The following is a 24800-nucleotide window of genomic DNA, read 5'->3' as shown; positions in this document are numbered from 1 at the left end:
TTACTCATGTAAATCCTCCGTCCACAATAATTCTTTTATTATAAACGGGTTTTCTTTCTGGGGACATAGAAAAACCCGAATAAAGGGGCACTTTTTAATTAGTGTCCATTATTCGGGTTACAGTTCAAAAAAGATGGCTTTTTTATTTTAAAAAAAAGGAATATTGTCAGTTCATGACGAAATTAATAATTTGAGAATTGTGCTTCCACTTTATCAAGGTCTTCTTTAAATTTTGCTTGTGTTGCCTGGAAGATATGTTCAAAAATTTCCCCGAGCTCATTATCTAATACTTTAATACCTTCGCCTGTAATTCCACCCTTTACACATACCTTTTCTTGTAGTGACGACAACGTATAATGTCCTTGCTTTAATAACTCACCTAGACCGATAATCATTTCACTTGCCATAACGGTTGCATCATTTTCATCAATTTCAGTTTCTTTTACTGCAGCTTTGATGAAACTTTGTAGTAAATAGCTAAAGAACGCGGGACCACAACTGACGATATCAGAGGCAGCTCTCGTTATTTTTTCTTCAATATGAACCGGTACCGAAATTTTGGCCGTTAATTCCTCGATTTTTGTTTTCCATAACTCACTGCAATTTTCTCCATAGCTAATCAATGACACCCCAGATAAGGCCCGATTGGTAATGCTTGGGATAATCCTGGCAGATGAACAGGCCACCTTTTTCTCAATTTGGCTTGTACTGATAGGACTCGTTATCGAAATCAGACATTTTTCTGGACTTAAATGTGGTTTTATTTCATTTAAAATTTTATATACATCCAATGGTTTGACACAAACAAATAACAAGTCGGACTCAGCAGCTACTTCTCCTGGATTTGCCCCAACTTTAATTCCTTTATATTTATCTTTAAGCAACAAGGCTTTTGATTTTGTCCTGTTTGTAATTATTATCGAAGCAGGGGAAATGGCTTTTCCTTCAATCATGGCTTCAACCAGCATTGTCCCCATATTACCAGTACCGATAATACCTATATTCATTGTTCCGACCCTCCTCGCATGCAATATTCTTTTATAACCATATGAATTCAGAAAGTGAAATATACCTTTAGAAAGGAAGGATTCAAGTGAAAGACTGGTTGATTGCACATAAGATTTCTGTATTAATAGGTGCTTTGATAGCACTAAGTGGTATTTATTATTTTTATGTCAGCGGTTCTGTTATGACTTCGCCAACTAACACCCTAAGTATGGAAGAAACGTTTCAAAGTGAAGAGAAAGAAAATAGAAATATCCAACCTGAAAAGCAGTCTGACCTCCCAGTAAAAATTATGGTGGATGTGAAAGGACAAATTAAACAGCCAGGAGTTTATCAAGCAAATACAGGAGAAAGAGTGATTGATGTAATAAGCCGCGCAGGGGGATTAACGGACAAAGCAGACCAAAGTCAGGTGAATTTTGCAGAACATGTCAAGGATGAAATGATTATTTACATACCTGCAAAAGGAGAAGAGGGTATTACAACACCAATCGCTTCCGGAGGTAATAATTCCTCCTCAGGAGGCAGTCAAAAAGACACGAAAATTAACATTAATAAAGCAGATGAAACTCAGTTGCAAAATCTCCCCGGCATTGGGCCAGCTAAGGCTGCAGCCATCGTCGAATATAGAAACACGAGTGGCCCCTTTAAAACAGTTGAAGATCTAAAAAATATTAGCGGTATTGGTGACAAAACTTTTGAAAAATTAAAAGATTTGATAACTATTTAGGAAAACTTTATTTGACCAATATGGACAAGCACGATTAAACTTAAGGAAGTAATTTAAAAAAGGGAGTGGGAGAAGTGGAGAGAATTTCATGGGATCAATATTTTATGGCACAAAGCCATTTGCTTGCTCTTAGAAGCACATGTACTCGGTTGACAGTCGGTGCGACCATCGTAAGAGATAAACGAATTATTGCCGGTGGTTACAATGGTTCGATCACGGGCGGAGACCATTGTATTGATACAGGTTGTTATGTTATTGACAATCACTGTGTGAGGACCATACATGCTGAAATGAATGCACTGCTACAGTGTGCTAAATTTGGAGTTCCGACCGCGGATGCTGAAATATATGTCACCCATTTCCCGTGTCTTCAATGTTGTAAAGCAATTATCCAAGCAGGTATTAAAACGGTTTATTATGCGGAGGATTATAAAAATCATCCGTATGCGATTGACCTTTTTCATAAAGCAAACGTTTCAATTGAAAAGGTTGAATTAACTGAGTCAGTTATTGATTTACAAAAGGTAAAACAATAAGACTTCAAAACGGACGCCGGTAATATGCCGGCTCTTCTATTTAAAAGAACATGGAGTAAATCAGATGAATGGAAAATACGTCTATTTCGCAATCGCTGTCTTATTTGGAGTACTAGGTGCTCTTGTTCAGTTCCTTCCTTTTTTCTTATTACAAATTCTTACTCTTTATCTTCTATATAAATACAAGCGATTTACTTTTTTACATTTAACATGTATAACGGTGTGTTTTATTATCTTCCTGTTGATTGGATATCATTCCGCTTCCCTTAATAAAACAGTTATCCCCGCACCTACTACGGTTTTTCATCTACAGTATACTCAAGACCCTAAAATTGATGGTGACTTATTACAAGTTCAGGCAACAGAGCAACACTTCAAGGAGAAAATCCTCGTCCGCTACAAAATTCAATCCGAACATGAAAAAGCAAGTTTACAAACAAGAATGTTTTATCAAAGATTATGCACCGTATCAGGCGCGCTAGAAAAGCCTGCCATTGCCAAAAACCCCAATGCTTTTAATTACCGAACCTATTTAACGAGGAAGAACATTTATTGGATAATAGAGATTCAAGAAAATCCACTTCAACATTGCTCACCACTGCAGCTATCTCCATTGGTCATGATTAAGCAACTGCGTTATATGGGGATTAAATATCTCGAGTCTCAGTTTCCTGGTGAAATTGCCTCCCTTTCTGCCGCGTTAATTTTTGGTGACAGAAATTTATTTGATCCCGATATTTTATCAGCTTATCAAAAAACTGGTATTGTTCATTTACTGGCTATCTCGGGCCTCCATGTTTCCTTACTAATCGCGATGGTCTATTATCTTGGCATTCGATTCGGATTAACGAGGGAGTTCATGATTAATTTTCTTCTCGTGCTTCTTCCAATCTATGTGATCTTAACTGGAAGTTCGCCCTCGGTTATTCGCTCTGCTATGATGATTTTTCTTGTCTTACTAACCGTAAAGTGGCGGGTGCGTATAAGGCTTTTCCCGCTTGACGCCATCAGTTTGGCTTTTCTTTCTTACTTGTTTATTAATCCAATGGTAATTTTCGATGCAGGCTTCCAACTCTCTTTTTCAGTAAGTTTTGTTATCATTTTATCAGCTCCGGGTATTCTTCAGGGATATAAAAGGAATTTAACGCGGATGCTCGCTACCTCAGTGGTTGCTCAATTAGCAGCCCTTCCTTTCCTGCTGTATCATTATTTTGAAGTTTCATTAATAGGCATCGTTGCAAATATGGTTTATATCCCGCTTTTTTCATTTCTATATCTTCCCGGACTATATCTTTTGTTTTTCATTCAATTACTCTTTGGAAAAACCCCTATTCTTCTGACTAATTTTTTCTTAACGATTATTAGGCTTGCCAATCATTTAATTGAATATCTAGCTGCATTTTCCTTATTCCGTTTTATACCCGGGCGACCAAATGTGCTAATCCTCATCAGTTATATTGTACTGCTCCTAGCTATTTTTTATCTGTGGGAATCAAAAAGGTTTCCAAAAAGGAAAGTTTACCTAATTAATTTCAGTATTTTCCTCCTAATATCGCAGCACAGTTGGAACTGGTTATCTCCATTTGGGGAAGTAACGATGATTGATGTCGGCCAAGGAGATAGTCTTCTAATCCATTTTCCGCATGGGAAGGGGACTTATCTTATTGATACAGGTGGAACCTTGCATTTTGCTGAAGAAAAATGGAGAGAACGGGCTAAATCCTTTGAAGTGGGAAGGGATGTTGTTGTTCCATTTCTAAAAGGAAAGGGAATTACCAAGATTGACAAACTGATCCTAACCCATGGGGATATGGATCATATTGGAGGGACATTTTCAATTTTAAAAGAGATTAAGGTAAAACAAATCCTGATGCCTGATGTGGTCGAACCATCTCAAACAGAATTTGATATTATGAAGGAAGCGAAAAAGCAGCGTATTCCTGTCAAAAGAGTGTCTGCAGGAGCTCAGTGGGCAATTGAAGAAAATGGTTTTTATATCGTATCCCCTGAAAAGAATTATGACGGAGAAAGAAATGGCGGGTCCATTTCGTTCATTGCGCAAATAGGCGGAGTAAGTTGGTTTTTTGGAGGGGATTTAGATCAAGCAGGGGAAGTGAAGATCATTAAACAATATCCTAATTTACATATTGATGTATTAAAAGCGGGCCACCATGGCAGTAAAACATCAAGCGCAGAATCTTTTATCACTCAAATAAATCCAAAAGCAGCCTTGATTTCAGTAGGTGAAAAAAACCGATTTGGGCATCCGCATCACGAGGTGCTGGATCGGTTAGAAAAAACCAATACCCATATTTTTCGAACGGATAAACAAGGAGCGATAACTTATAAATTTTATCACAGGAAAGGAACCTTTTTCCCCTATTTACCATAGGATAAAGCATCTTAAAAAAACATTATGTTAAAGGTCATTATTGATTTTGCTAACCATGTTGATTGGAGCGGAAGGCGCGAGACTCCTCCGTGAGTACAGGACCAAGGAGGCCCCACAGGCGCGCAACTCACCGAGGAGGTTCCCTGAACCGCACACGCCTGAAGCGGAAATCAACAGGCAAGTTTAACACAGCCTAAATAATAAAACAGACTGCACGAATGCAGTCTTCTACCTTACACATATGTAGCCATTCATTAGGAACCGATTACCTTAATGACTGTTGCAACAATAAACATTAGGGCAAAAAAACCAAAAGAAACCCCAAATCCTACCCCAGAATCATTTGCGTCATTTCGTTTACATTGCACATCTTTTTCAAATTCGTTCACAGTCTACCCCTCCTATTTCACAATATAGTATAAGTCATTCTCGAAAAAAAATCCAGCAAACTTCAAATAGCTTTCCACAACTGACAAGAGTTGTCAAAATAGTAAGACTGATAAACGGCTACACTATACTTACAAAAGGAACTCCGCCAGACAATAGAATATCCTAGGGCTTCTATTGCAGGCGTTCAAATAGATAGGGAATTAGCACTTTTGAAATAGGTGCTAATTCCCTTTAAAATGCTTGTCAAAATGTCCAAGCTTCTTTACCATAGGAATGAATGGAAAGAAGGGGAGCGCTGACACATGGTAATGGATATTTGGAGAAAAATTAAACAAAAGGAAATTGCTCCTATTTATTTATTATTTGGAACCGAGTCATTTTTAATTAATGAAACAAAGCAATTATTACTTAACCATATTTTGACCGAAGAGGAGAAGGATTTTAATTTTGCCAGTTATGATTTAGAGGAAACGCCAATCGAAGTAGCAATCGAAGATGCGGAAACCTTTCCTTTTTTAGGTGAAAAAAAAGTCATCTTTTTACATAATCCCATTTTTTTAACGGCAGAAAAATCAAAGGAAAAGGCGGTCCATAATTTAACTAGGCTTGAAATGTATTTGAAAGATCCATCGCCCTATTCGGTGATAGTGATTTCGGCTCCATATGAAAAGTTGGATGAACGAAAGAAAATAACGAAGGAATTAAAAAGAACCGCTGAAGTCGTTGAAGCCAAAAAGTTAAATGAACATGATTTAAGGAATTGGATCAAAAGCAGGGCGAAAAACAGCGGGATTGAATTCGAACCAGATGCAATTGATCAATTGTTGGCCTTGGTTGGAACTAATATGTTTATGATAACGAGTGAAGTGGATAAATTGGCTTTATATGCAGCAGGGGAAAAAAGAATTGACGTTAGTTTAGTGGAGAAATTAGTTGCACGATCCCTTGAGCAAAATATATTCACTCTTATTGAAAAAGTTGTCCAGCGAAAACTCGATGAGGCTCTTAGGATTTATTATGATTTGTTAAAACAAAATGAAGAGCCGATAAAGATTTTGGCGTTGCTCGCAGGACAATTTAGGTTAATCTACCAAGTAAAGGAACTTTCGAGAAGAGGGTATGGGCAACAGCAAATCGCTGGTTTCTTGAGAACGCACCCGTTCCGTGTCAAACTGGCCCTCGGACAAGCCAATAAATTTACGGATGAGGAACTGGCTCAATTAATGGATTTACTTGCCGAAGCTGATTACCAAATGAAAACTGGCGGCATGAATAAATCTTTACTGATTGAAATGTTTCTATTTCATTTGAAAAAATAAAAATAAAAAAAAACGATTCCTTTAAAAGGGAATCGTTTTTTTATTTTGCTCAAAATTAAAGAGCATTAGCTTTTTTCATTAGACGTGATTTTTTACGAGCAGCAGCATTTTTGTGGATAAGTCCTTTTGCAGCAGCCTTGTCTAATTTACTAGCAGCAGCAGCAAATACTTCTTTAGCAGCTGCACCGTCGTTTGTAGAAATAGCAGCTTCTACTTTCTTAACAGCAGTACGCATAGAAGATTTAGCAGTTGTATTTTGAGCGTTACGAGCTTCACTTGTTTTTACACGCTTAATAGCAGATTTAATATTAGGCATTACTTTCACCTCCTACAAAGAATCGAGACTATATGAACTCGACTTAACATTCCTAAAAAATTAATCAGAACATGAAATATTTTATCAAATGGATGCCTATAATGCAATACTTGTTTCACAGAAGAAATATCATTTGCATGTTTTATAAGGTAAAGGGGGAAAATAGGAAATAGTTACTAGATTATAGGCAGATTTTGATAGGAGTGAATAATAATGGGTGAGTCGATTGACTTAAGTCAGTACTCTGTACGAACGGATTTGGCGATTGAAGCAAGGGAAATGGTCCTTTCACAGCAGAAAGGGTCTGTCGGACAAGAGAAAGATCTTTCACAAATTGAAGGCGTAATTATTAAGGAAAAAGATGTTGATGATATAAAGATTTCTTTAGTGGAAGTAACGAATCAAGGAGAACAACAGTTAGGAAAAAAAGCAGGACGATATTTAACTGTCGAAGTCCAAGGAATCCGCCAGCAAAATACTGAGGTCCAACAAAAGGTAGAGGAGATTTTTGCTAAAGAGTTTTCCTATTTTTTGGAGGGAAGCGGAATAAAAAAAACGGATTCATGCTTAGTAGTTGGATTAGGAAACTGGAATGTGACCCCTGATGCACTTGGACCAATGGTTTGTGAGAATTTATTGGTGACACGACATCTTTTTCAGCTACAGCCGGAAAATGTTGAAGAAGGCTTTCGATCCGTTAGTGCACTTTCACCTGGCGTAATGGGATTAACGGGGATTGAAACAAGCGATATTATTTTTGGGGTCGTTGAAAAAACAAAACCAGACTTTGTTATAGCGATTGACGCACTTGCATCACGCTCAATTGAAAGGGTTAATTCAACCATTCAAATTTCTGATACTGGTATACATCCTGGTTCTGGGGTTGGTAATAAAAGAAAAGAATTGAGCAAAGAAACCTTAGGGATACCCGTCATCGCAATCGGGGTACCAACCGTGGTAGATGCTGTATCGATTACGAGTGATACAATCGATTTTATTCTTAAGCATTTTGGAAAAGAGTTGAATGAGGGCAATCGTCCTTCAAGAGCACTCGCTCCAGCTGGAATGAGCTTCGGAGAGCGCCGTAAACTGACTGAAGAGGACTTACCGGAAGAAAAGCATCGGAAGACTTTTCTTGGAATGATAGGAACACTGGAAGAAGAAGAGAAAAGAAAATTAATTTATGAAGTTCTTTCTCCAATCGGACATAATTTAATGGTAACCCCCAAGGAAGTAGATGTTTTTATAGAGGATATGGCCAATTTAATTGCGAACGGTTTAAATGCTTCACTTCATGGTGCAGTTGATCAAGGAAATGCAGGTTACTATACAAAATAAAAGCAGGAAAAGAGGCATCATTGAAACCTATTTTTTTAAAAGATGCCTCTAAAGTTAAACTTCGGGTTCTATCAATTCTAGTATCTTCATATCATTTACTAGAATTCGTTTTGCGAGGTGGAACCATGAAAGCTAGAAATTCAGGAACTTTTGTTATGGTACAAGGGACAAGTCTACTTAAAGCCGCTGGATTATTGTTACTATTTATGCTATTGATTTTCTCTATTAGTGGGTTATTAACCTCGTTAAAGCCACAATATCGACTAATGTCGTCCTCGGTAAATCAAGCAGCAACAAATGTGAATGGAGAATTACTGTATCAATTAATGGGTTGGGAAAATCATCATTTCTTATCGGTGGAACAAGATTGGACGACAACTCCTAAATTAACGAACTTGGTATTTAAGCTCTCAAGCAATATTAATTTAAATGATCCCCGCAGTCTCTTAGGGAGGGAACTCCCAGGTTTTTATGAATTTGACGGGAAAATTCTTGTGGCAGGTGAGGGGACAAACTACACCAATATGCCAATTGAATCCGCCCCTCCTATTGAAATAATGAAAGCGGAGCGGGAGGCATCATTGCAAAATTTGGACGTGATCGAAAAGCCGTCTAATGAAAATACTCCATCAACGCCAGGACAAACCACGGGGAAACGAAAAGTGGTCTATGTTTACTTCTCGCATAATCGGGAATCCTATCTTCCTTATTTAAAAGGTGTAACCAATCCAAACCTAGCTTATCATTCGAAAATAAATGTAATGAAAATTGGTGATCATTTACAAACAAGTCTCGAAGATAGAGGAATCGGAACTACAGTTAATAATACAGACATTCAGGCCAGCTTAAATAAGAAGGGATGGAAGTTTTGGAAATCTTACGATGAATCGCGCCCTGTTGTTCAGGCTGCTATGGCTTCAAACCATGATTTAGATTATTTGATTGATATTCATCGGGATTCGCAGCGAAAACCACAAACAACCGTTGATATTAAGGGTAAATCATATGCGAGACTTGCTTTTATTATCGGTGGTAAAAATCCAAATTATGAAAAGAATGCAAAACTAGCTAAGGCTCTTCACGATCTCCTTCAAAAAAAATATAAGGGCTTAAGCAGAGGAGTCATTATTAAAAACGCAGCGGGTTCAAATAGTATCTATAATCAAAACCTCTCGGAAAATGCACTTTTGATTGAATTTGGCGGAGTTGATAATACATTTGAGGAATTAAATCGTTCCGCAGATGCCCTCGCGGATGTGTTTAGTGAATTTTACTGGCAAGCTGAAAAAGTTAACCAGGACGTTGAACAATCAACAAAAAAACAATAGATGTAAGGGAGCATTTTTTATGAAAATGTTCATGTTAAAAAGCTTATGCTTAGCCGCTCTCATGTTAATCTCTGTTTTAGTTGGAATGCAATTAGCGAATGACGGTATTCATAAGATGAAAGGCTATGACGATCCGAATTTTCAAAACGCTGTTGGTTTAAATGAAACAAACAATGATTTACAAGCTACCTTTTTGGGAAACGATATCTCCAGCCATGATCTTGAGGCAAAGCAGAAGAAGTTAGAAGAAATTAGTGCATATAATTTTTTCTCTTCGATGGGAAAGAAGATGTCTGAAAGTATCTCTGGGGCTTCTGAAAAGTTAGTTCACCTTATTACTGATTAAAATCATAAAAGTGGCACCATTTAGGTGCCGCTATTTTGGTTCTTTGAAATATTATCAGTGTCTAGCTCCAGCGTCTAGGTGCTCGGGATCATAAGCCTATCTGGTTTCGGCTCCTTGGGACTCGAGGCATAAGCCACCCCCTGAAGAAGGCAAAAAGCGCCTTCTTGCAGTGTGCGTCTTATGCCTTCGTCCCAGGACAGTCGCTTCCACTTTTAATCCAATCCGTCAAGAAGGTTAAAGAACAACCTTCTCGCCGGCTCGTCTTATGCTTGTCGCCCCTGTGCAAGACGCTACCGCTTTTAGATTTTCATTGAATCTTGTTAATCCTATTGATATAATTCAAAATAGTGTATATGTGCGAGTATAGTAGGAGTGAAATACCGTGAACAATAATGAAAGACTCAAACGACAATCAAAAATAAGAAATTTCTCGATTATTGCCCATATTGATCATGGGAAATCAACATTGGCTGACCGAATTTTGGAAAAAACCAATGCGTTGACCTCTCGGGAAATGAAAGACCAGCTTCTAGATTCAATGGATCTTGAAAGGGAGCGCGGTATAACCATAAAGTTAAATGCCGTCCAATTAAAATACAAAGCAAAAGATGGGGAAGAGTATATTTTCCATTTAATTGATACACCGGGACATGTCGATTTTACCTATGAAGTATCAAGAAGTCTTGCAGCATGTGAAGGGGCTGTTTTAGTCGTTGACGCTGCACAAGGAATTGAAGCACAAACACTAGCAAACGTTTACCTTGCCCTTGATAACGATCTTGAGATTTTACCAGTCATCAATAAAATTGACTTGCCAAGTGCAGATCCAGAGCGCGTCCGCGGTGAAATCGAGGATGTTATCGGTTTGGACGCTTCAGAAGCAGTGTTAGCTTCAGCAAAGGCTGGGATCGGGATTGAAGAAATCTTGGAACAAGTGGTTCAAAAAGTCCCTGCTCCAAAGGGCGACCCGGAAGCACCTTTAAAAGCCCTGATTTTTGATTCCCTCTATGATGCTTATCGTGGCGTTGTCGCGTACATTCGTGTGGTCGAAGGAACGGTTAAGGTGGGCGACAAAGTAAGAATGATGGCGACTGGGAAGGAATTTGAAGTAAATGAAGTAGGCGTATTTACACCAAAAGCAACGATGCGTGATGAGTTAACCGTTGGAGATGTTGGCTTTTTATCTGCATCAATAAAAAATGTCGGCGACACTCGTGTCGGTGATACGATTACCAATGCAAAAAATGGGGCAACTGAACCACTTCCAGGTTACCGGAAACTTAACCCTATGGTTTATTGTGGACTTTACCCAATTGACACAGCGAAATTTAATGATCTTCGTGAAGCGTTAGAAAAACTTCAGTTAAATGATTCTTCACTTCAATTTGAACCAGAAACATCACAAGCACTTGGATTCGGTTTCCGTTGTGGATTCTTAGGATTGCTACATATGGAAATCATTCAAGAACGGATTGAACGTGAATTCAAAATTGACTTAATTACGACAGCACCAAGTGTTATCTACCACGTCCATATGACAGATGGTTCAGAAATTAAAGTTGATAATCCATCTGATTTGCCAGACCCGCAAAAAATAGATCGCGTCGAAGAGCCATATGTTAAAGCAACTATGATGGCACCAAATGATTATGTAGGAACGATTATGGAGCTTTGCCAACAAAAACGGGGAATTTTTGTAACGATGGAATACCTGGCTGAAAATCGGGTAAGTATTATCTATGAGATGCCATTAGCAGAGATTGTCTATGATTTCTTTGATCAATTGAAATCAAGCACAAGAGGATATGCCTCCTTTGATTATGAGTTAATTGGTTATAAGCCTTCCAGTTTGGTTAAAATGGACATATTGCTAAATGCTGAAAAAGTGGATGCCCTAAGCTTTATCGTGCATAAAGACTTCGCCTATGAACGTGGGAAGATCATTGTTGAAAAGCTGAAGGAACTTATTCCAAGGCAGCAGTTTGAGGTTCCTATTCAGGCAGCTGTTGGTCAAAAAATTATTGCTCGTTCTACCATTAAAGCCATGCGTAAAAACGTTTTAGCAAAATGTTATGGTGGAGATATTTCCCGTAAACGTAAATTGCTAGAAAAGCAAAAAGAAGGTAAAAAGCGGATGAAACAAGTTGGATCCGTTGAAGTACCACAAGAAGCATTTATGGCTGTTTTAAAAATGGACGATAGCAACACAAAAAAATAAACTAGCGGGAGGTTAGGACAAGCCATTTTGGGCGAATTCTAGCCTCTTTTTGTTATATCAATAGAGGAAGTGAAAGAAATGATTAAATCTGCCTATCTCCATATCCCTTTTTGCGAGCATATTTGTCATTATTGTGATTTTAATAAAGTGTTCCTAAAGGGACAGCCGGTAGATGACTATTTAAAAGCACTTGAGCAAGAAATGAAGATGACTGTAAGCCAATTTCCGACAAATGTCCTTGAGACTATATTTGTCGGTGGTGGTACGCCCACTTCATTAAATGAGAAGCAGCTTTATCAATTTTGTGAAAGTATTAACAGAAATTTGCCAAAGCGTGAGCCTGTAGAATTTACCTTTGAAGCTAATCCAGGTGACTTAACGATGGGGAAATTAGAAATATTAAAAGAGGCTGGAGTGAATCGAATTAGCCTTGGCGTTCAAACATTCAATGAGGAATTATTGCGAAAAATCGGCCGTGTTCACAAAGCGAAAGATGTTTATCAAACGATCGATAACGCAAAATCTGTAGGATTTGAAAATATTAGTATTGATCTTATCTTTAGTTTACCCACACAAACTCTTACAGACTTTAAAGAGACATTAAAAGAAGCTTTTTCACTTGATATTACCCACTACTCTGCCTATTCCTTAATCATTGAACCAAAAACCGTCTTTTATAATTTATTGAAAAAAGGAAAGCTCCCAACACCTGGTCAAGATGTTGAAGCGGTGATGTATGAATTATTAATGGAAGAAATGGAAAGGCATGGATTCAATCAGTATGAAATTAGTAATTTTTCGAAACCAGGCTTTGAGAGCAGGCATAACATGACCTATTGGAATAACGATTCCTATTATGGGTTTGGGGCTGGGGCTCACAGTTATTTAAATGGGATAAGACGTTCAAATATTGGTCCTTTAAAAAGATATATGGAGCAAATAAATAAAGGGAACCTCCCGGTTATGGAAGAACATCTGACTACAAAAGTGGAGCAAATGGAAGAAGAAATGTTTTTAGGATTGCGAAAAACTGCTGGGGTTTCCATTCCTCACTTTATTGAAAAGTTTGCAGAAGACCCACTTCAATTATTCGAAAAAGAGATTTTGGATTTAACTGCAAAACAGTGGTTAGAAGTTGGAAAAAATCATATATTTTTAACGAAAAAGGGGAGACTGCTAGGAAATGAAGTTTTCCAGGCATTTCTAAGATAGAGTTGACCTTATTCATTGTCCTAAATCATAGGTTCTCTGTTCTTTTTGATTGACACCATCCCCCTTAATTTGATAATTTATTAATATAATTAGCACTCGTTAACTAGGAGTGCTAACAGAGGTGATGAATGTTGCTAACAGATCGTCAATTGTTAATTCTTCAGGTTATTGTTGATGACTTTATTCGATCTGCCCAACCAGTCGGCTCAAGAAGTCTGTCGAAAAAGAAAGAAATTTCCTTCAGTTCGGCAACCATTCGCAATGAAATGTCCGATCTTGAAGAGTTGGGGTTTATTGAAAAGACACATACCTCATCAGGGCGTGTCCCATCGGAAAAAGGTTATCGGTATTATGTTGACCATCTTTTGTCTCCACAAGTGTTAAATCAACATGATATCTCTATCATTCAGTCGATTTTTGCTGAGAAAATTTTCGAATTCGAGAAAATTATCCAAAGATCTGCAAAAATTTTATCAGACCTTACGAACTACACATCAATTGTTCTTGGTCCTGCTGTCAGTGTTAATAAGTTGAAAAGAATTCAAATTATCCCGTTAAACAAAGAAACCGCTGTGGCTATTTTTGTTACAAATACGGGTCATGTAGAAAATAGAACCTTTTCTTTGCCACCGTCAGTAGATGCTGGTGATTTAGAGAAAACAGTAAATATATTAAATGATCGTTTAGCAGGGGTACCTCTTGATGATCTAAATGATAAGATTTATAAAGAAGTTGCGATGCTTTTACGGCAGCATATCCATGATTATGATTTAATGCTGCATACAATAGCAGATTCATTGAAAATGCCAATTAATGAAAAACTGTTCTTTGCGGGAAAGACCAATATGTTAAGCCAACCGGAGTTTCATGATGTAACCAAACTCCGCAGTCTTTTAACCATGATTGATCAGGAAGAGTGGATTTATAATTTAATCCGAAATGATTCAGCAGGAATTCAGGTCAAAATTGGCACTGAAAATAATAATAGTGTTATGGATAATTGCAGTCTCATCACAGCTACCTACTCGGCAGGGGCAGAAAATTTAGGGACGATTGCAATCCTAGGTCCAACTAGAATGGAATATTCCCGAGTGATTAGCTTATTACAATTGCTAAGTAAGGATTTAACTGCTGTATGGACAAAACTGTATCAAAATAAATAACACGGGTAATATTGAGTAAGGGTGAAATGCCGTTTATTTCACCCCCTTTTCTATGAAGATGGATTATCCTATAAATGGTGGCAAAAGCTTTAAGGGAGGTGAGTAAGTTGACGAATGAGAATAATAAAACATTGAATGAAGAAATTGAAGTTGAAAGTACTGATAATGTTGAACTTACCGATGAAAAAACGGTTGAGCCTGTTTTTGAAGAGGGGGTAGCAACAGAACCAGCCGAAGACACTCTTGTAGATGAAAAAGACCAAGAAATTCAAATGTTGAAGGAAAAGTTAGTGGAAGCTGATAATCGATATCTACGTCTACAAGCAGATTTTGATAATCTCCGCCGACGGACTAGATTAGATCTAGAAGCGGGCCAAAAATATAGAGCACAAAAACTTATTACAGATTTATTACCTGCGATTGACAATTTTGAAAGAGCTATGAAAATTGAAGCGGATAATGAACAAACCAAGACACTTCTACAAGGAATGGACATGGTATACCGCAGTTTGCTTGATGCCTTGAAAAGTGAAGGTGTTGAACCAATCGAATCAGTAGGTAAAGAGTTTGATCCGCATCAGCATCAGGCAGTAATGCAGGGTGAAGATGAAAATTATGGCTCAAACATTGTGACGGATGAATTTCAAAAAGGTTATTTGTTAAAAGACCGCGTTATCCGACCTGCGATGGTAAAAGTAAATCAATAAGACTACATATTTTTTAGGAGGAAATGGAAATGAGTAAAATTATCGGTATTGACCTTGGAACCACTAACTCTTGTGTTGCTGTCCTTGAAGGCGGCGAACCAAAAGTTATTCCAAATCCAGAAGGCAATCGTACGGCTCCTTCCGTAATTGCATTTAAAAATGGGGAACGCCAAGTTGGTGAAGTTGCTAAACGTCAAGCAATTACAAACCCTAATACCATTATGTCCATTAAGCGTCATATGGGTACAAATTATAAAGTTGAAATTGAAGGCAAAGAGTATACACCACAAGAATTATCTGCGATTATTCTTCAATATTTAAAATCTTACGCAGAAGACTATCTGGGTGAACCAGTTACGAAGGCAGTTATTACAGTGCCAGCTTATTTTAATGATGCTGAACGTCAAGCAACAAAGGATGCTGGGAAAATTGCTGGTCTAGAAGTAGAGCGTATTATCAATGAGCCAACTGCTGCAGCTCTTGCATATGGGTTAGATAAAACGGATGAAGATCAAACAATTCTTGTATATGACCTTGGTGGCGGAACATTCGACGTTTCAATTCTTGAATTAGGTGACGGTGTATTCCAAGTTAAAGCAACAGCTGGGGATAACCGCCTTGGAGGGGATGATTTTGACCAAGTCATTATCAATTACCTTGTTGAGCAATTCAAAAAAGAAAATGGAATTGATCTTTCCCAAGACAAAATGGCATTACAACGCTTAAAGGATGCGGCTGAAAAGGCTAAAAAAGACCTATCAGGCGTAACTTCTACACAAATTTCATTACCATTTATCACTGCAGGCCCTGCTGGTCCGCTTCACTTAGAAGTAACGATGACTAGAGCAAAGTTTGACGAGTTATCTGCGCATCTAGTAGAGCGTACAATGGGCCCAACTCGCCAAGCATTAAATGATGCTGGTTTAACTCCTTCAGAAATTGATAAAGTTATCTTAGTTGGTGGTTCAACTCGTATTCCAGCTGTTCAAGAAGCTATTAAAAAAGCGACAGGACAAGAGCCGCATCGTGGGGTTAACCCAGATGAAGTGGTTGCGATGGGTGCTGCAATCCAAGGTGGTGTAATTACTGGTGATGTTAAGGACGTTGTCTTGCTTGATGTAACTCCACTTTCACTTGGTATTGAAACAATGGGTGGTGTATTTACGAAGTTAATTGACCGTAATACAACGATCCCTACATCAAAATCACAAGTATTCTCAACTGCTGCTGATAATCAGACAGCTGTTGATATCCATGTCCTTCAAGGTGAACGTCCAATGGCGGCTAATAACAAGACTTTAGGACGGTTCCAATTATCTGATATTCCACCTGCACCACGTGGAATTCCACAAATTGAGGTAAACTTTGACATTGATAAGAACGGTATCGTAAATGTCCGTGCAAAAGACCTTGGCACAAATAAAGAACAACAAATAACTATTAAGTCTTCAACTGGACTTTCGGATGAAGAAATCCAAAATATGGTTAGAGAAGCTGAAGAGAACGCAGAGGCAGATAAACTTCGTAAAGAAGAAGTAGAACTTCGTAACGAAGCGGATCAACTTGTCTTTACAACCGAAAAGACTTTAAAAGACCTTGAAGGTAAGGTTGATGCAGGTGAAGTAGCTCAAGCTAATGAAGCTAAAGATGCGTTAAAAGCAGCAATTGAGAAAAACGACCTTAATGAAATCCGTGCGAAAAAGGATGCATTACAAGAAATCGTTCAAGCTTTAACAGTTAAACTTTATGAACAAGCGGCAGCTGCTCAGCAAGCCCAACAGGGAGGCCCTGAGGCTGGAAATACTGCTGGTCCTAAAGATGATGTTGTTGATGCAGAATTTGAAGAAGTAAAAGAAGATAAATAAAATAGAAAAGCGGAAGCGCCTTGCCCAGGGGCGACAGGCATAAGACGAGCCGGCGAGAAGGTTGCTTTTTAACCTTCTTGACGGACTGGCTTATGACCCGAGCCACTAGGCGCTAAAGCTAGACATATTTCGATGTAAGAGCCACCGAAAAAAGTCAAAGTCAGAACTATGGGCTTTGGCTTTTTTTATTGCATTAACATTAATATGAATGATACAATAATCTTTATGTGACAGATTCGGGAGTGGGTAATCATGAGTAAACGGGATTACTATGAAGTACTAGGAATTAGCAAAAGTGCTTCAAAGGATGAAATAAAAAAAGCCTATCGAAAGCTATCAAAACAATATCATCCAGATATTAATAAAGCAGCAGATGCGGCTGATAAATTTAAGGAAATAACAGAAGCATACGAAGTATTAAGCGATGATCAGAAAAAAGCTCATTATGACCAATTTGGCCATACCGATCCAAACCAAGGATTTGGCGGTGGAGATTTCGGCGGCGGCTTTGGAGGATTTGAGGACATCTTTAATACCTTCTTTGGCGGCGGTGGAGGCTCCAGAAGACGGGATCCAAACGCACCAAGACAAGGCGCAGATCTGCAGTATACCATGACAATTTCTTTTGAGGAAGCAGCCTTTGGAAAAGAAACTGATATTGAAATTCCTCGTGAAGAAACATGTGATACATGCAGTGGTTCTGGTGCAAAGCCAGGAACTAAACCAGAAACATGCCAGCACTGTAATGGAACTGGTCAATTAAATGTGGAGCAAAATACTCCATTTGGCAGAATTGTCAATCGTCGTACTTGCAATCACTGCCATGGTACCGGGAAAGAAATTAAACACAAATGTTCAACTTGCGGTGGTAAAGGAAAAGTACAAAAACGCAAGAAAATTCATGTTAAAATCCCTGCGGGTATTGATGATGGCCAACAGCTCCGCATGTCAGGTCAAGGAGAAGCTGGTATTAACGGAGGACCTCCAGGAGATCTATATGTTGTATTCCAGGTAAGACAACATGAGTTTTTTGAAAGAGATGGCGATGATATTTATTGTGAAATGCCGATCACTTTCGTTCAAGCGTCATTGGGTGATGAGATTGAAGTGCCTACCCTACACGGGAAAGTGAAGTTAAAAATTCCTGCCGGGACGCAAACCGGGAAAAAATTCCGTCTAAAAGGAAAAGGAGTACCTAATGTTCGCGGTTACGGTGTTGGCGATCAATATATTATTGTTCGAATTATTACCCCAACAAAGTTAACTGAAAAACAAAAGCAGCTATTAAAAGAATTTGCAGAGCTTAGTGGCTCTTCTCCCATTGGTGAACACGAAGAAAGTTTTTTCTCTAAAGTAAAACGTGCCTTTAAAAGCGAGTAAGGATTGGAGTTGGTAGATGTGAAATGGTCTGAAATCAGTATTCACACAACAAATGAGGCGATTGAACCTATTTCTCATATTTTGCACGAAGCAGGGGCGAGTGGTGTAGTTATTGAAGATCCATTTGAACTGACGAAAGAACGAGAAGATCAATTTGGAGAAATCTATCAACTCAATCCCGATGATTATCCAGATGAAGGTGTTATCTTAAAGGCTTACCTTCCGGTTAATAGCTTTTTAGGTGAAACGGTGGATGCAATTAAAGAATCCATTACTAATTTGGTTATTCATAATATCGATATCGGTAAAAATAAGGTAACAATAAGTGAAGTAAATGAAGAAGAATGGGCAACCGCTTGGAAAAAATACTATCATCCTGTGAAAATTTCGGAAAAGTTTACCATTGTACCGACTTGGGAGATTTATACTCCGGTCAGCAGTGATGAATTAATTATCGAATTAGACCCAGGAATGGCGTTTGGAACTGGGACACACCCAACAACTGTGTTGTGTATTCAGGCTCTAGAAAGAACCGTTCGTCCTGGTGACCGGGTTATCGATGTTGGAACAGGCTCGGGGGTATTAAGCATTGCTGCGGCAATGTTAGGAGCCGAAGATGTCCGAGCTTTTGACCTTGATGAGGTGGCAGTAACAACAGCAAGAGTGAACATTAAACTCAATAAAGTAAGTGATCGGGCAGTCACTGCACAAAATAATCTGCTAGATGGTGTTGAGGAAAATTCAGCTGATGTTGTTGTAGCGAATATTTTAGCTGAAGTTATTTTACGGTTTACTGATGATGCTGCAAAAGTTGTCAAACCTGGCGGGTCGTTCATTGTTTCTGGAATTATCAAGCAGAAAAAAGATCAAGTCAAAGATTCTTTAGTTGCTGCTGGCTTTGAAATATCTGAAACCATTTTGATGGAAGATTGGGTTGCAATTATTGCAAAACGGATATAATGATTGAATAAAGAGGGGTGTACATACCCCTTTTTTTCGTGCCATACTTTTATAACAGACTTTTCTTTTGTAAAATAAAGTGTAAATGGTTCTAGAGAGGGTGCAAAAGTGTGCAACGTTACTTTGTTAAACAACGAACAAACGGCAATCGTTTTCTGATTGAGAACGAAGACCGTCATCATATCGTAAAAGTTATGCGCATGCAAATTGGTGATCAAATTATTTGTGTTGATCAAGAAGGGAAGCAAGCTGTGTGTGCTCTTGCAGAAATTACCGATACAAGTGTTGTTGCAGACGTTGTACAATGGAAAGATAGGGTCTCGGAGCTGCCCATTACAATTACGATTGCTAGTGGACTGCCTAAAGGGGACAAGTTAGAATGGATTATCCAAAAAGGAACAGAATTAGGTGCACATCGGTTCCTTCCATTTTCAGCCGCTCGTTCGGTGGTAAAATGGGATGAAAAAAAAGCAGAGAAAAAAATAGACAGATGGCAAAAGATCGCTAAAGAGGCTGCGGAGCAGTCCCATCGTTCTTTTTTACCGGATGTCACGAGTGTGATTACCTTTAAGGATTTACTTGTAAAAAGTAAAGATTTTCAATATAAATTAGTTGCCTTCGAAGAAGAGAGTAGGAATGGAGAAACATCTGTTTTCGCTGCTACTTTAAAAAAAATGAACAAAGGTGATACACTCCTTATCGTTTTTGGCCCAGAAGGCGGTTTAGCTGATGAAGAAGTTAAGCAATTAAGGGATAACGATTTTGCAGTTTGCGGGTTAGGTCCAAGAATATTACGAACGGAAACAGCTCCTTTATATGCATTATCAGCTATTTCCTATCATTTTGAATTAATGAGGTGAAAAACAATGGCAACAGTTGCGTTTCATACTTTAGGTTGTAAAGTAAATCACTATGAAACTGAAGCTATTTGGCAGTTATTTAAACAAGAAGGCTATGAACGGGTTGACTTTGAATCAATTTCAGATGTTTATATTATTAATACGTGTACCGTAACAAATACCGGTGACAAAAAAAGCCGTCAGGTCATTCGCCGTGCAGTTAGGAAAAACCCTGATGCGGTTATTTGTGTTACTGGTTGTTATGCGCAAACATCACCAGCAGAAATTATGGCTATTCCTGGTGTTGATATAGTTGTGGGAACACAGGACCGGATTAAAATGCTTGAATATATTGAGCAATATAAGCTTGAGCGCCAGCCTATTAATGGTGTTGGCAATATCATGAAAAGTCGTGTCTATGAAGAACTGGATGTTCCTTCTTTTACGGACAGGACCCGTGCTTCCTTAAAGATCCAGGAGGGATGTAACAATTTCTGTACCTTCTGCATTATTCCTTGGGCCCGCGGCCTAATGAGATCGCGTGATCCGAAGGAAGTTATTCGTCAAGCTCAGCAATTAGTTGATGCAGGGTATCAGGAAATTGTTCTAACTGGTATTCACACAGGCGGATATGGTGAAGACATGAAGGACTACAACCTTGCGCAATTACTTCGTGACTTAGAGTCCGTAAAAGGGCTAAAGCGCCTGCGCATTTCTTCCATCGAAGCAAGTCAGATTACAGATGAAGTGATTGAAGTGATTAAACATTCTACTATCGTAGTTCGTCATTTGCATATCCCACTGCAATCTGGATCAAATTCTGTCCTAAAAAGAATGCGTCGCAAATATACAATGGAGTTTTTTGGAGAAAGATTAGACCGACTAAAAGAAGTTTTGCCAGGGCTTGCTGTCACATCAGATGTTATTGTCGGATTCCCAGGTGAAACTGCGGAAGAGTTTATGGAAACGTATAATTTTATTAATGAACATAAGTTTTCTGAACTTCATGTGTTCCCTTATTCTAAGCGTACAGGAACACCCGCTGCTCGGATGGAAGATCAAGTTGATGAAGAAATTAAAAATGAACGAGTTCATCGCTTAATTTCTCTTTCGGACCAATTAGCCAAACAATACGCTTCACAATTTGAGGGTGAAGTCTTAGAAGTGATTCCTGAAGAAGTATCAAAAGAGGAATCAAATGCTGGTTCACTAATTGGTTACACAGATAATTACATGAAAGTTGTTTTCTCAGGTTCAGAAGATTTGATTGGTAAAATTGTTAAAGTAAAGATTACAAAAGCTGGCTACCCATACAACGAAGGACAATTTGTGAGAGTTGTTGAGGGTTCTGTATCGAAAACAGAATTGTTAATGGAAGAAGAAGCTGCCATTTAAGGACCATATCGGTCCTTTTTTTTTGTGGAGTTTAGGATAAACTATTGAAAGCAGCAAATTTCTTCCTCAACCACTCTGGAACATATGGCGAATTTTGAATGGAAAGAGAAAGGAGCATGGTAATGGCTACTTCAAATATTGCTGCAATGATTGACCACACCCTACTGAAGCCGGAAGCGACGAAACAGCAAATAGAAGCCCTGTGTCAAGAAGCGAGGGAATATCAATTTGCGTCAGTTTGCGTAAACCCAACATGGGTAAGTACCGCGAAAGAATTGCTGCAAGGCAGTGATGTAATGGTTTGTACGGTAATTGGATTTCCTTTAGGAGCGACAACTTCTGAAACAAAGGCATTTGAAACAAAAAATGCCATTGAGCATGGTGCAAAAGAAGTGGATATGGTCATTAATATAGGTGCCTTGAAAGACCATAACGATGAATTAGTGGAAAAGGATATCCGGGCTGTAGTTGAGGCTGCAAAGGGTAAAGCACATACGAAGGTTATTATAGAAACGAGCTTGTTAACAAAAGAAGAAAAAATTCGCGCCTGTGAGATTTCCTTAAAAGCTGGTGCAGATTTTGTTAAAACCTCCACAGGATTTTCAACAGGTGGCGCGACAGTAGAAGACATTGCCTTAATGAGGAAAACTGTCGGTCCTGACATGGGCGTGAAAGCTTCCGGTGGAGTTAGAAGCACGGACGATGTTCAAAAAATGATCGAGGCGGGCGCGACTAGAATTGGGGCTAGTTCAAGTATCGCGATCGTTAATGGTCTTACAGTTACGTCTAATTATTAAAAAAGACGGCCTAGCCGTCTTTTTCTTATGGTTTTTTAGGCGATTTATCGTGTAAAAATAAAATCATTTTTCCAAATCTCGTTGCAAAAGGTAAAACCATTAACGAAGTTGCTACATTAAAAATGACACTTATATGAGCTAATTGTACATTTTTTGTATCTGCGAGAAGCGGGGCATGATCCGTGAGTGTTGGGATGAGTGGGATAAAAAGCAATACTCCGAAAATATTGAGCCAGACATGGGCAAAGGCAGCCAATCTCGATTCCTTTCCACCGCCAATTGAAGCAATAATGGCTGTGATACAAGTACCAATATTAGCACCGAGGACAATGGCAATTCCTGCATCAAGTTGAAGGAGGCCGGTAGTTAGAAAGCCCATGGCAATTCCAGTCATCGCCGTACTTGATTGAATAATCGCTGTGATGATTGTACCTGTTAACAAGCTTAAAAAAATATGATCATTTATTGAGAGGATATAATTATTAATTATATCCAATGATGTTAAGGGCTTTGCTAACAATTCAAATCCTTTCATGGCTGTAAAAACCGAGGCGATTCCAAATAAAAGCATCCCAATACTTCTTGCTTTTTTATTTTTAAATAACAATAGTACGGCTCCGCTAATTGCAAGTGGAACGAGGGCTTTATCAATATTAAAGGTAATTAATTCTGTTTTAAAGGTAGTACCGATATTTGTGCCAAGAATAATTCCGATTGATTGAGGGAAGGTCATTATCCGAGCTGAAATTAATCCAATCGTTATAACCATGACGGCTGTACTGCTTTGTAATAAGGCGGTAATAAATGTCCCTGTCAGCATACCTTTTAAAGGTGTATTCGTTAATTTAATCAGCCAGTCTTTTAATTTATTTGCTGATAAATTAAACAGTCCAAACCTTATAATCATCATCCCAAAAATAAAAATTAAAATACATAAAATGAAAAGTAATATGTATAACATTCTAAGACCCCCTCACCATAATTGTATGTCCGCAAAAGTTGGACATGCCAAATTTAAGTCATGCTTTTCATCGAATCGGATAAAATAATAAAAAGCTTGTTTTATCACCACGAATTTCAGTTGACCTTGTATCAAGGTTATATTATAATTGCAAGGTACATGGATTGAATGTTAGTGTGTTGTGTTTCGGAGGGAGGGAAAGAGAATGTCTAAAACCGTCGTTCGTAAAAACGAATCGCTTGAAGATGCTCTTCGTCGCTTCAAACGTACAGTATCAAAAACTGGTACTTTGCAAGAGGCAAGAAAGCGCGAATTCTATGAAAAGCCAAGTGTAAAACGTAAGAAAAAGTCTGAAGCAGCTAGAAAACGTAAGTTTTAAGAGAGGGTGTAATACATGAGTCTTCTCGAGCGTTTAAATAATGATATGAAACAAGCGATGAGAAACAAGGAAAAAGACAAACTCTCAGTTATTCGGATGGTTAAAGCTTCATTGCAAAATGAAGCTATTAAGCTCGGTACTAAAGAGCTTACCGATGATGTTGAGTTAACAGTCCTTTCTCGCGAAGTAAAACAACGCAAAGACTCCCTCCATGAATTTGGTAAAGCTGGTCGTGATGACCTAGTTGATAAGTTGCGCACGGAATTGGCTATCGTTGAATTATATATGCCAAAACAGCTTTCTGAAGAGGAACTGGCAGAGGTCGTTAAAGAAACGATTTCTGAAGTCGGCGCGAAATCAAAAGCAGAAATGGGAAAAGTGATGTCTGCAATTATGCCTAAAGTAAAGGGTAAAGCAGATGGGGCACTTGTAAATAAACTTGTACAACAACACCTTTCATAGTATTCTGACATAAAGACCGCAAGCCTTTGGCTTGCGGTCTTTTTATATTTTTATAATGAAACTTAATGAAACTTCATACGTAATAATAATAGTCGAGACTAAAGAAAGAAAGGGGGCTCTCGAATGACGGAATTTCTTACTGACCCGATTGTTGTAACCATTTTATTATCGATTGCAGGAATCGGTATCGTACTTGAGCTTTTTTCATCAAAATTCGGTGTAGCAGGGTTTATCGGTGTGATAGCGCTTATTTTTTTCTTTTACGGTCATTTTCAGGCAGGTCTTGCAGGCTTTGGGACGTTACTATTATTTGTGGCAGGTTTGATCCTGCTGTTCCTTGAGTTATTTTTACCTGGGGCTGTCTCCGGCACACTGGGTGCAATCGCATTAATTTTGAGCCTTTTTTTAGCCGGGGAAGATGCCATCCAAATCGGAGTGTCAATCTTAATAGCCATTTTCTTATCTGTCCTAGTTTTCTTTTCAATGGTGAAGATTTTTAACAAAAAACTAGTCCTATTTAATAAAATGGTGTTGTTTGAATCAGCGAAAAAAGAAGATGGATATGTTTCCAATATTAATCGAACAGATTTGTTAGGAATGGAAGGGAAGGCCCTAACGATATTGCGGCCTGCTGGAACCGTTATCATTAATAATGAACGAGTTGATGTAGTCAGTGAAGGCGGTTTTATCGAACAGAACGCTCCCGTTAAAGTGATCAAAGTCGAGGGAGCACGCATTGTGGTAAGAGAGTTAGAATAAGAA

23 protein-coding genes and 1 pseudogene are annotated in these 24800 nt (G+C 38.4%); 20 read left to right on the top strand and 4 right to left on the bottom strand.

Annotated features, from left to right (window positions below):
* Positions 1-182: 182 nt before the first annotated feature.
* Positions 183-1007, bottom strand: coding sequence for a late competence protein ComER (comER, locus tag KW850_RS20125; protein ID WP_218349551.1), 825 nt, complete (start codon positions 1005-1007; stop codon positions 183-185).
* Positions 1008-1093: 86 nt separating this feature from the next.
* On the opposite strand from comER, the gene KW850_RS20120 reads away from it, so the two are divergent.
* The 3 genes and pseudogenes from KW850_RS20120 (at position 1094) to KW850_RS20110 (ending at position 4663) form a co-directional block, all read left to right on the top strand.
* On the top strand, positions 1094-1735 hold the full coding sequence (locus tag KW850_RS20120; RefSeq protein ID WP_218349550.1) for a helix-hairpin-helix domain-containing protein: 642 nt from the start codon (positions 1094-1096) through the stop codon (positions 1733-1735).
* Between the two features lie 74 nt (positions 1736-1809).
* Positions 1810-2256 (top strand): annotated as a pseudogene (locus tag KW850_RS20115) (ComE operon protein 2); the annotation flags it as partial.
* Between the two features lie 79 nt (positions 2257-2335).
* Complete coding sequence (locus KW850_RS20110) at positions 2336-4663, top strand: DNA internalization-related competence protein ComEC/Rec2 (protein WP_218349548.1); 2328 nt, start codon at positions 2336-2338, stop codon at positions 4661-4663.
* Between the two features lie 254 nt (positions 4664-4917).
* Here KW850_RS20110 and KW850_RS20105 read toward each other — a convergent pair whose 3' ends face one another.
* Positions 4918-5052 (bottom strand): YqzM family protein, encoded by a 135-nt coding sequence (locus KW850_RS20105; protein WP_218349547.1) that lies wholly within the window; start codon positions 5050-5052, stop codon positions 4918-4920.
* Between the two features lie 303 nt (positions 5053-5355).
* Between KW850_RS20105 and holA the strand changes: the two genes are divergently transcribed.
* Positions 5356-6372, top strand: coding sequence for a DNA polymerase III subunit delta (holA, locus tag KW850_RS20100; RefSeq protein WP_218349546.1), 1017 nt, complete (start codon positions 5356-5358; stop codon positions 6370-6372).
* Between the two features lie 55 nt (positions 6373-6427).
* Here the strand turns inward: holA and rpsT are convergent, their stop codons facing one another.
* Positions 6428-6688, bottom strand: coding sequence for a 30S ribosomal protein S20 (gene rpsT, locus KW850_RS20095; RefSeq protein WP_218349545.1), 261 nt, complete (start codon positions 6686-6688; stop codon positions 6428-6430).
* A gap of 213 nt (positions 6689-6901) precedes the next feature.
* On the opposite strand from rpsT, the gene gpr reads away from it, so the two are divergent.
* The 13 genes from gpr to deoC all read left to right on the top strand — a co-directional run bounded on the left by gpr (position 6902) and on the right by deoC (position 22236).
* The gene (gpr, locus tag KW850_RS20090) at positions 6902-8026 is read left to right on the top strand and encodes a GPR endopeptidase (protein ID WP_218349544.1); all 1125 of its coding nucleotides are present in this window, start codon (positions 6902-6904) and stop codon (positions 8024-8026) included.
* 125 nt (positions 8027-8151) lie between these two features.
* A complete protein-coding gene (gene spoIIP, locus KW850_RS20085; protein ID WP_218349543.1) occupies positions 8152-9354 on the top strand; it encodes a stage II sporulation protein P in 1203 nt (400 codons plus the stop codon).
* A gap of 19 nt (positions 9355-9373) precedes the next feature.
* Positions 9374-9700: a DUF3679 domain-containing protein gene (locus tag KW850_RS20080; RefSeq protein ID WP_218349542.1), complete on the top strand. Its 327-nt coding sequence runs from the start codon at positions 9374-9376 to the stop codon at positions 9698-9700.
* 382 nt (positions 9701-10082) lie between these two features.
* On the top strand, positions 10083-11918 hold the full coding sequence (gene lepA / locus KW850_RS20075; RefSeq protein ID WP_218349541.1) for a translation elongation factor 4: 1836 nt from the start codon (positions 10083-10085) through the stop codon (positions 11916-11918).
* 78 nt (positions 11919-11996) lie between these two features.
* On the top strand, positions 11997-13130 hold the full coding sequence (hemW, locus tag KW850_RS20070) for a radical SAM family heme chaperone HemW (RefSeq protein WP_218349540.1): 1134 nt from the start codon (positions 11997-11999) through the stop codon (positions 13128-13130).
* 131 nt (positions 13131-13261) lie between these two features.
* Positions 13262-14293 carry a heat-inducible transcriptional repressor HrcA gene (gene hrcA, locus KW850_RS20065; protein ID WP_218349562.1) on the top strand — a complete coding sequence of 344 codons (1032 nt, stop codon included), beginning with the start codon at positions 13262-13264 and terminating at the stop codon, positions 14291-14293.
* Positions 14294-14367: 74 nt separating this feature from the next.
* Positions 14368-15000, top strand: a complete 633-nt coding sequence (grpE, locus tag KW850_RS20060) for a nucleotide exchange factor GrpE (RefSeq protein WP_218349539.1) — start codon at positions 14368-14370, stop codon at positions 14998-15000.
* A 29-nt stretch (positions 15001-15029) separates the two neighbouring features.
* The gene (dnaK, locus tag KW850_RS20055; RefSeq protein WP_218349538.1) at positions 15030-16865 is read left to right on the top strand and encodes a molecular chaperone DnaK; all 1836 of its coding nucleotides are present in this window, start codon (positions 15030-15032) and stop codon (positions 16863-16865) included.
* 252 nt (positions 16866-17117) lie between these two features.
* On the top strand, positions 17118-18245 hold the full coding sequence (gene dnaJ / locus KW850_RS20050) for a molecular chaperone DnaJ (protein WP_218349537.1): 1128 nt from the start codon (positions 17118-17120) through the stop codon (positions 18243-18245).
* A gap of 18 nt (positions 18246-18263) precedes the next feature.
* Positions 18264-19205, top strand: coding sequence for a 50S ribosomal protein L11 methyltransferase (gene prmA / locus KW850_RS20045; protein ID WP_218349536.1), 942 nt, complete (start codon positions 18264-18266; stop codon positions 19203-19205).
* A gap of 110 nt (positions 19206-19315) precedes the next feature.
* Positions 19316-20065, top strand: a complete 750-nt coding sequence (locus KW850_RS20040) for a 16S rRNA (uracil(1498)-N(3))-methyltransferase (RefSeq protein ID WP_218349535.1) — start codon at positions 19316-19318, stop codon at positions 20063-20065.
* Positions 20066-20071: 6 nt separating this feature from the next.
* Positions 20072-21439: a tRNA (N(6)-L-threonylcarbamoyladenosine(37)-C(2))-methylthiotransferase MtaB gene (gene mtaB, locus KW850_RS20035; RefSeq protein WP_218349534.1), complete on the top strand. Its 1368-nt coding sequence runs from the start codon at positions 20072-20074 to the stop codon at positions 21437-21439.
* A 122-nt stretch (positions 21440-21561) separates the two neighbouring features.
* Positions 21562-22236 (top strand): deoxyribose-phosphate aldolase, encoded by a 675-nt coding sequence (gene deoC / locus KW850_RS20030; protein WP_218349533.1) that lies wholly within the window; start codon positions 21562-21564, stop codon positions 22234-22236.
* Between the two features lie 25 nt (positions 22237-22261).
* Here deoC and KW850_RS20025 read toward each other — a convergent pair whose 3' ends face one another.
* Positions 22262-23197, bottom strand: a complete 936-nt coding sequence (locus KW850_RS20025; protein WP_218349532.1) for a Na/Pi symporter — start codon at positions 23195-23197, stop codon at positions 22262-22264.
* A gap of 205 nt (positions 23198-23402) precedes the next feature.
* Here KW850_RS20025 and rpsU point away from each other — a divergent pair, with 205 nt between their 5' ends.
* The 3 genes from rpsU to KW850_RS20010 all read left to right on the top strand — a co-directional run bounded on the left by rpsU (position 23403) and on the right by KW850_RS20010 (position 24797).
* Entirely contained in the window at positions 23403-23576 is a 174-nt protein-coding gene (gene rpsU, locus KW850_RS20020; protein ID WP_007087607.1) for a 30S ribosomal protein S21, read from the top strand.
* A gap of 15 nt (positions 23577-23591) precedes the next feature.
* Entirely contained in the window at positions 23592-24038 is a 447-nt protein-coding gene (locus KW850_RS20015) for a GatB/YqeY domain-containing protein (RefSeq protein ID WP_218349531.1), read from the top strand.
* Positions 24039-24161: 123 nt separating this feature from the next.
* Positions 24162-24797 (top strand): NfeD family protein, encoded by a 636-nt coding sequence (locus tag KW850_RS20010; protein WP_218349530.1) that lies wholly within the window; start codon positions 24162-24164, stop codon positions 24795-24797.
* Positions 24798-24800 lie beyond the last annotated feature (3 nt).

The organism is Bacillus sp. sid0103 (genome assembly GCF_019219025.1).
This window is presented reverse-complemented; position numbering and strand designations above follow the sequence as displayed.

Excerpts from the sequence above, each read along its gene's own strand:
- comER (WP_218349551.1), bottom strand. The coding sequence starts at position 1,007 with ATGAATATAGGTATTATCGGTACTGGTAATATGGGGACAATGCTGGTT.
- KW850_RS20110 (WP_218349548.1), top strand. The coding sequence starts at position 2,336 with ATGAATGGAAAATACGTCTATTTCGCAATCGCTGTCTTATTTGGAGTA.
- holA (WP_218349546.1), top strand. The coding sequence starts at position 5,356 with ATGGTAATGGATATTTGGAGAAAAATTAAACAAAAGGAAATTGCTCCT.
- rpsT (WP_218349545.1), bottom strand. The coding sequence starts at position 6,688 with ATGCCTAATATTAAATCTGCTATTAAGCGTGTAAAAACAAGTGAAGCT.
- gpr (WP_218349544.1), top strand. The coding sequence starts at position 6,902 with ATGGGTGAGTCGATTGACTTAAGTCAGTACTCTGTACGAACGGATTTG.
- spoIIP (WP_218349543.1), top strand. The coding sequence starts at position 8,152 with ATGAAAGCTAGAAATTCAGGAACTTTTGTTATGGTACAAGGGACAAGT.
- KW850_RS20080 (WP_218349542.1), top strand. The coding sequence starts at position 9,374 with ATGAAAATGTTCATGTTAAAAAGCTTATGCTTAGCCGCTCTCATGTTA.
- hemW (WP_218349540.1), top strand. The coding sequence starts at position 11,997 with ATGATTAAATCTGCCTATCTCCATATCCCTTTTTGCGAGCATATTTGT.
- grpE (WP_218349539.1), top strand. The coding sequence starts at position 14,368 with ATGGTGGCAAAAGCTTTAAGGGAGGTGAGTAAGTTGACGAATGAGAAT.
- dnaK (WP_218349538.1), top strand. The coding sequence starts at position 15,030 with ATGAGTAAAATTATCGGTATTGACCTTGGAACCACTAACTCTTGTGTT.
- dnaJ (WP_218349537.1), top strand. The coding sequence starts at position 17,118 with ATGAGTAAACGGGATTACTATGAAGTACTAGGAATTAGCAAAAGTGCT.
- mtaB (WP_218349534.1), top strand. The coding sequence starts at position 20,072 with ATGGCAACAGTTGCGTTTCATACTTTAGGTTGTAAAGTAAATCACTAT.
- deoC (WP_218349533.1), top strand. The coding sequence starts at position 21,562 with ATGGCTACTTCAAATATTGCTGCAATGATTGACCACACCCTACTGAAG.
- KW850_RS20025 (WP_218349532.1), bottom strand. The coding sequence starts at position 23,197 with ATGTTATACATATTACTTTTCATTTTATGTATTTTAATTTTTATTTTT.
- rpsU (WP_007087607.1), top strand. The coding sequence starts at position 23,403 with ATGTCTAAAACCGTCGTTCGTAAAAACGAATCGCTTGAAGATGCTCTT.
- KW850_RS20015 (WP_218349531.1), top strand. The coding sequence starts at position 23,592 with ATGAGTCTTCTCGAGCGTTTAAATAATGATATGAAACAAGCGATGAGA.
- KW850_RS20010 (WP_218349530.1), top strand. The coding sequence starts at position 24,162 with ATGACGGAATTTCTTACTGACCCGATTGTTGTAACCATTTTATTATCG.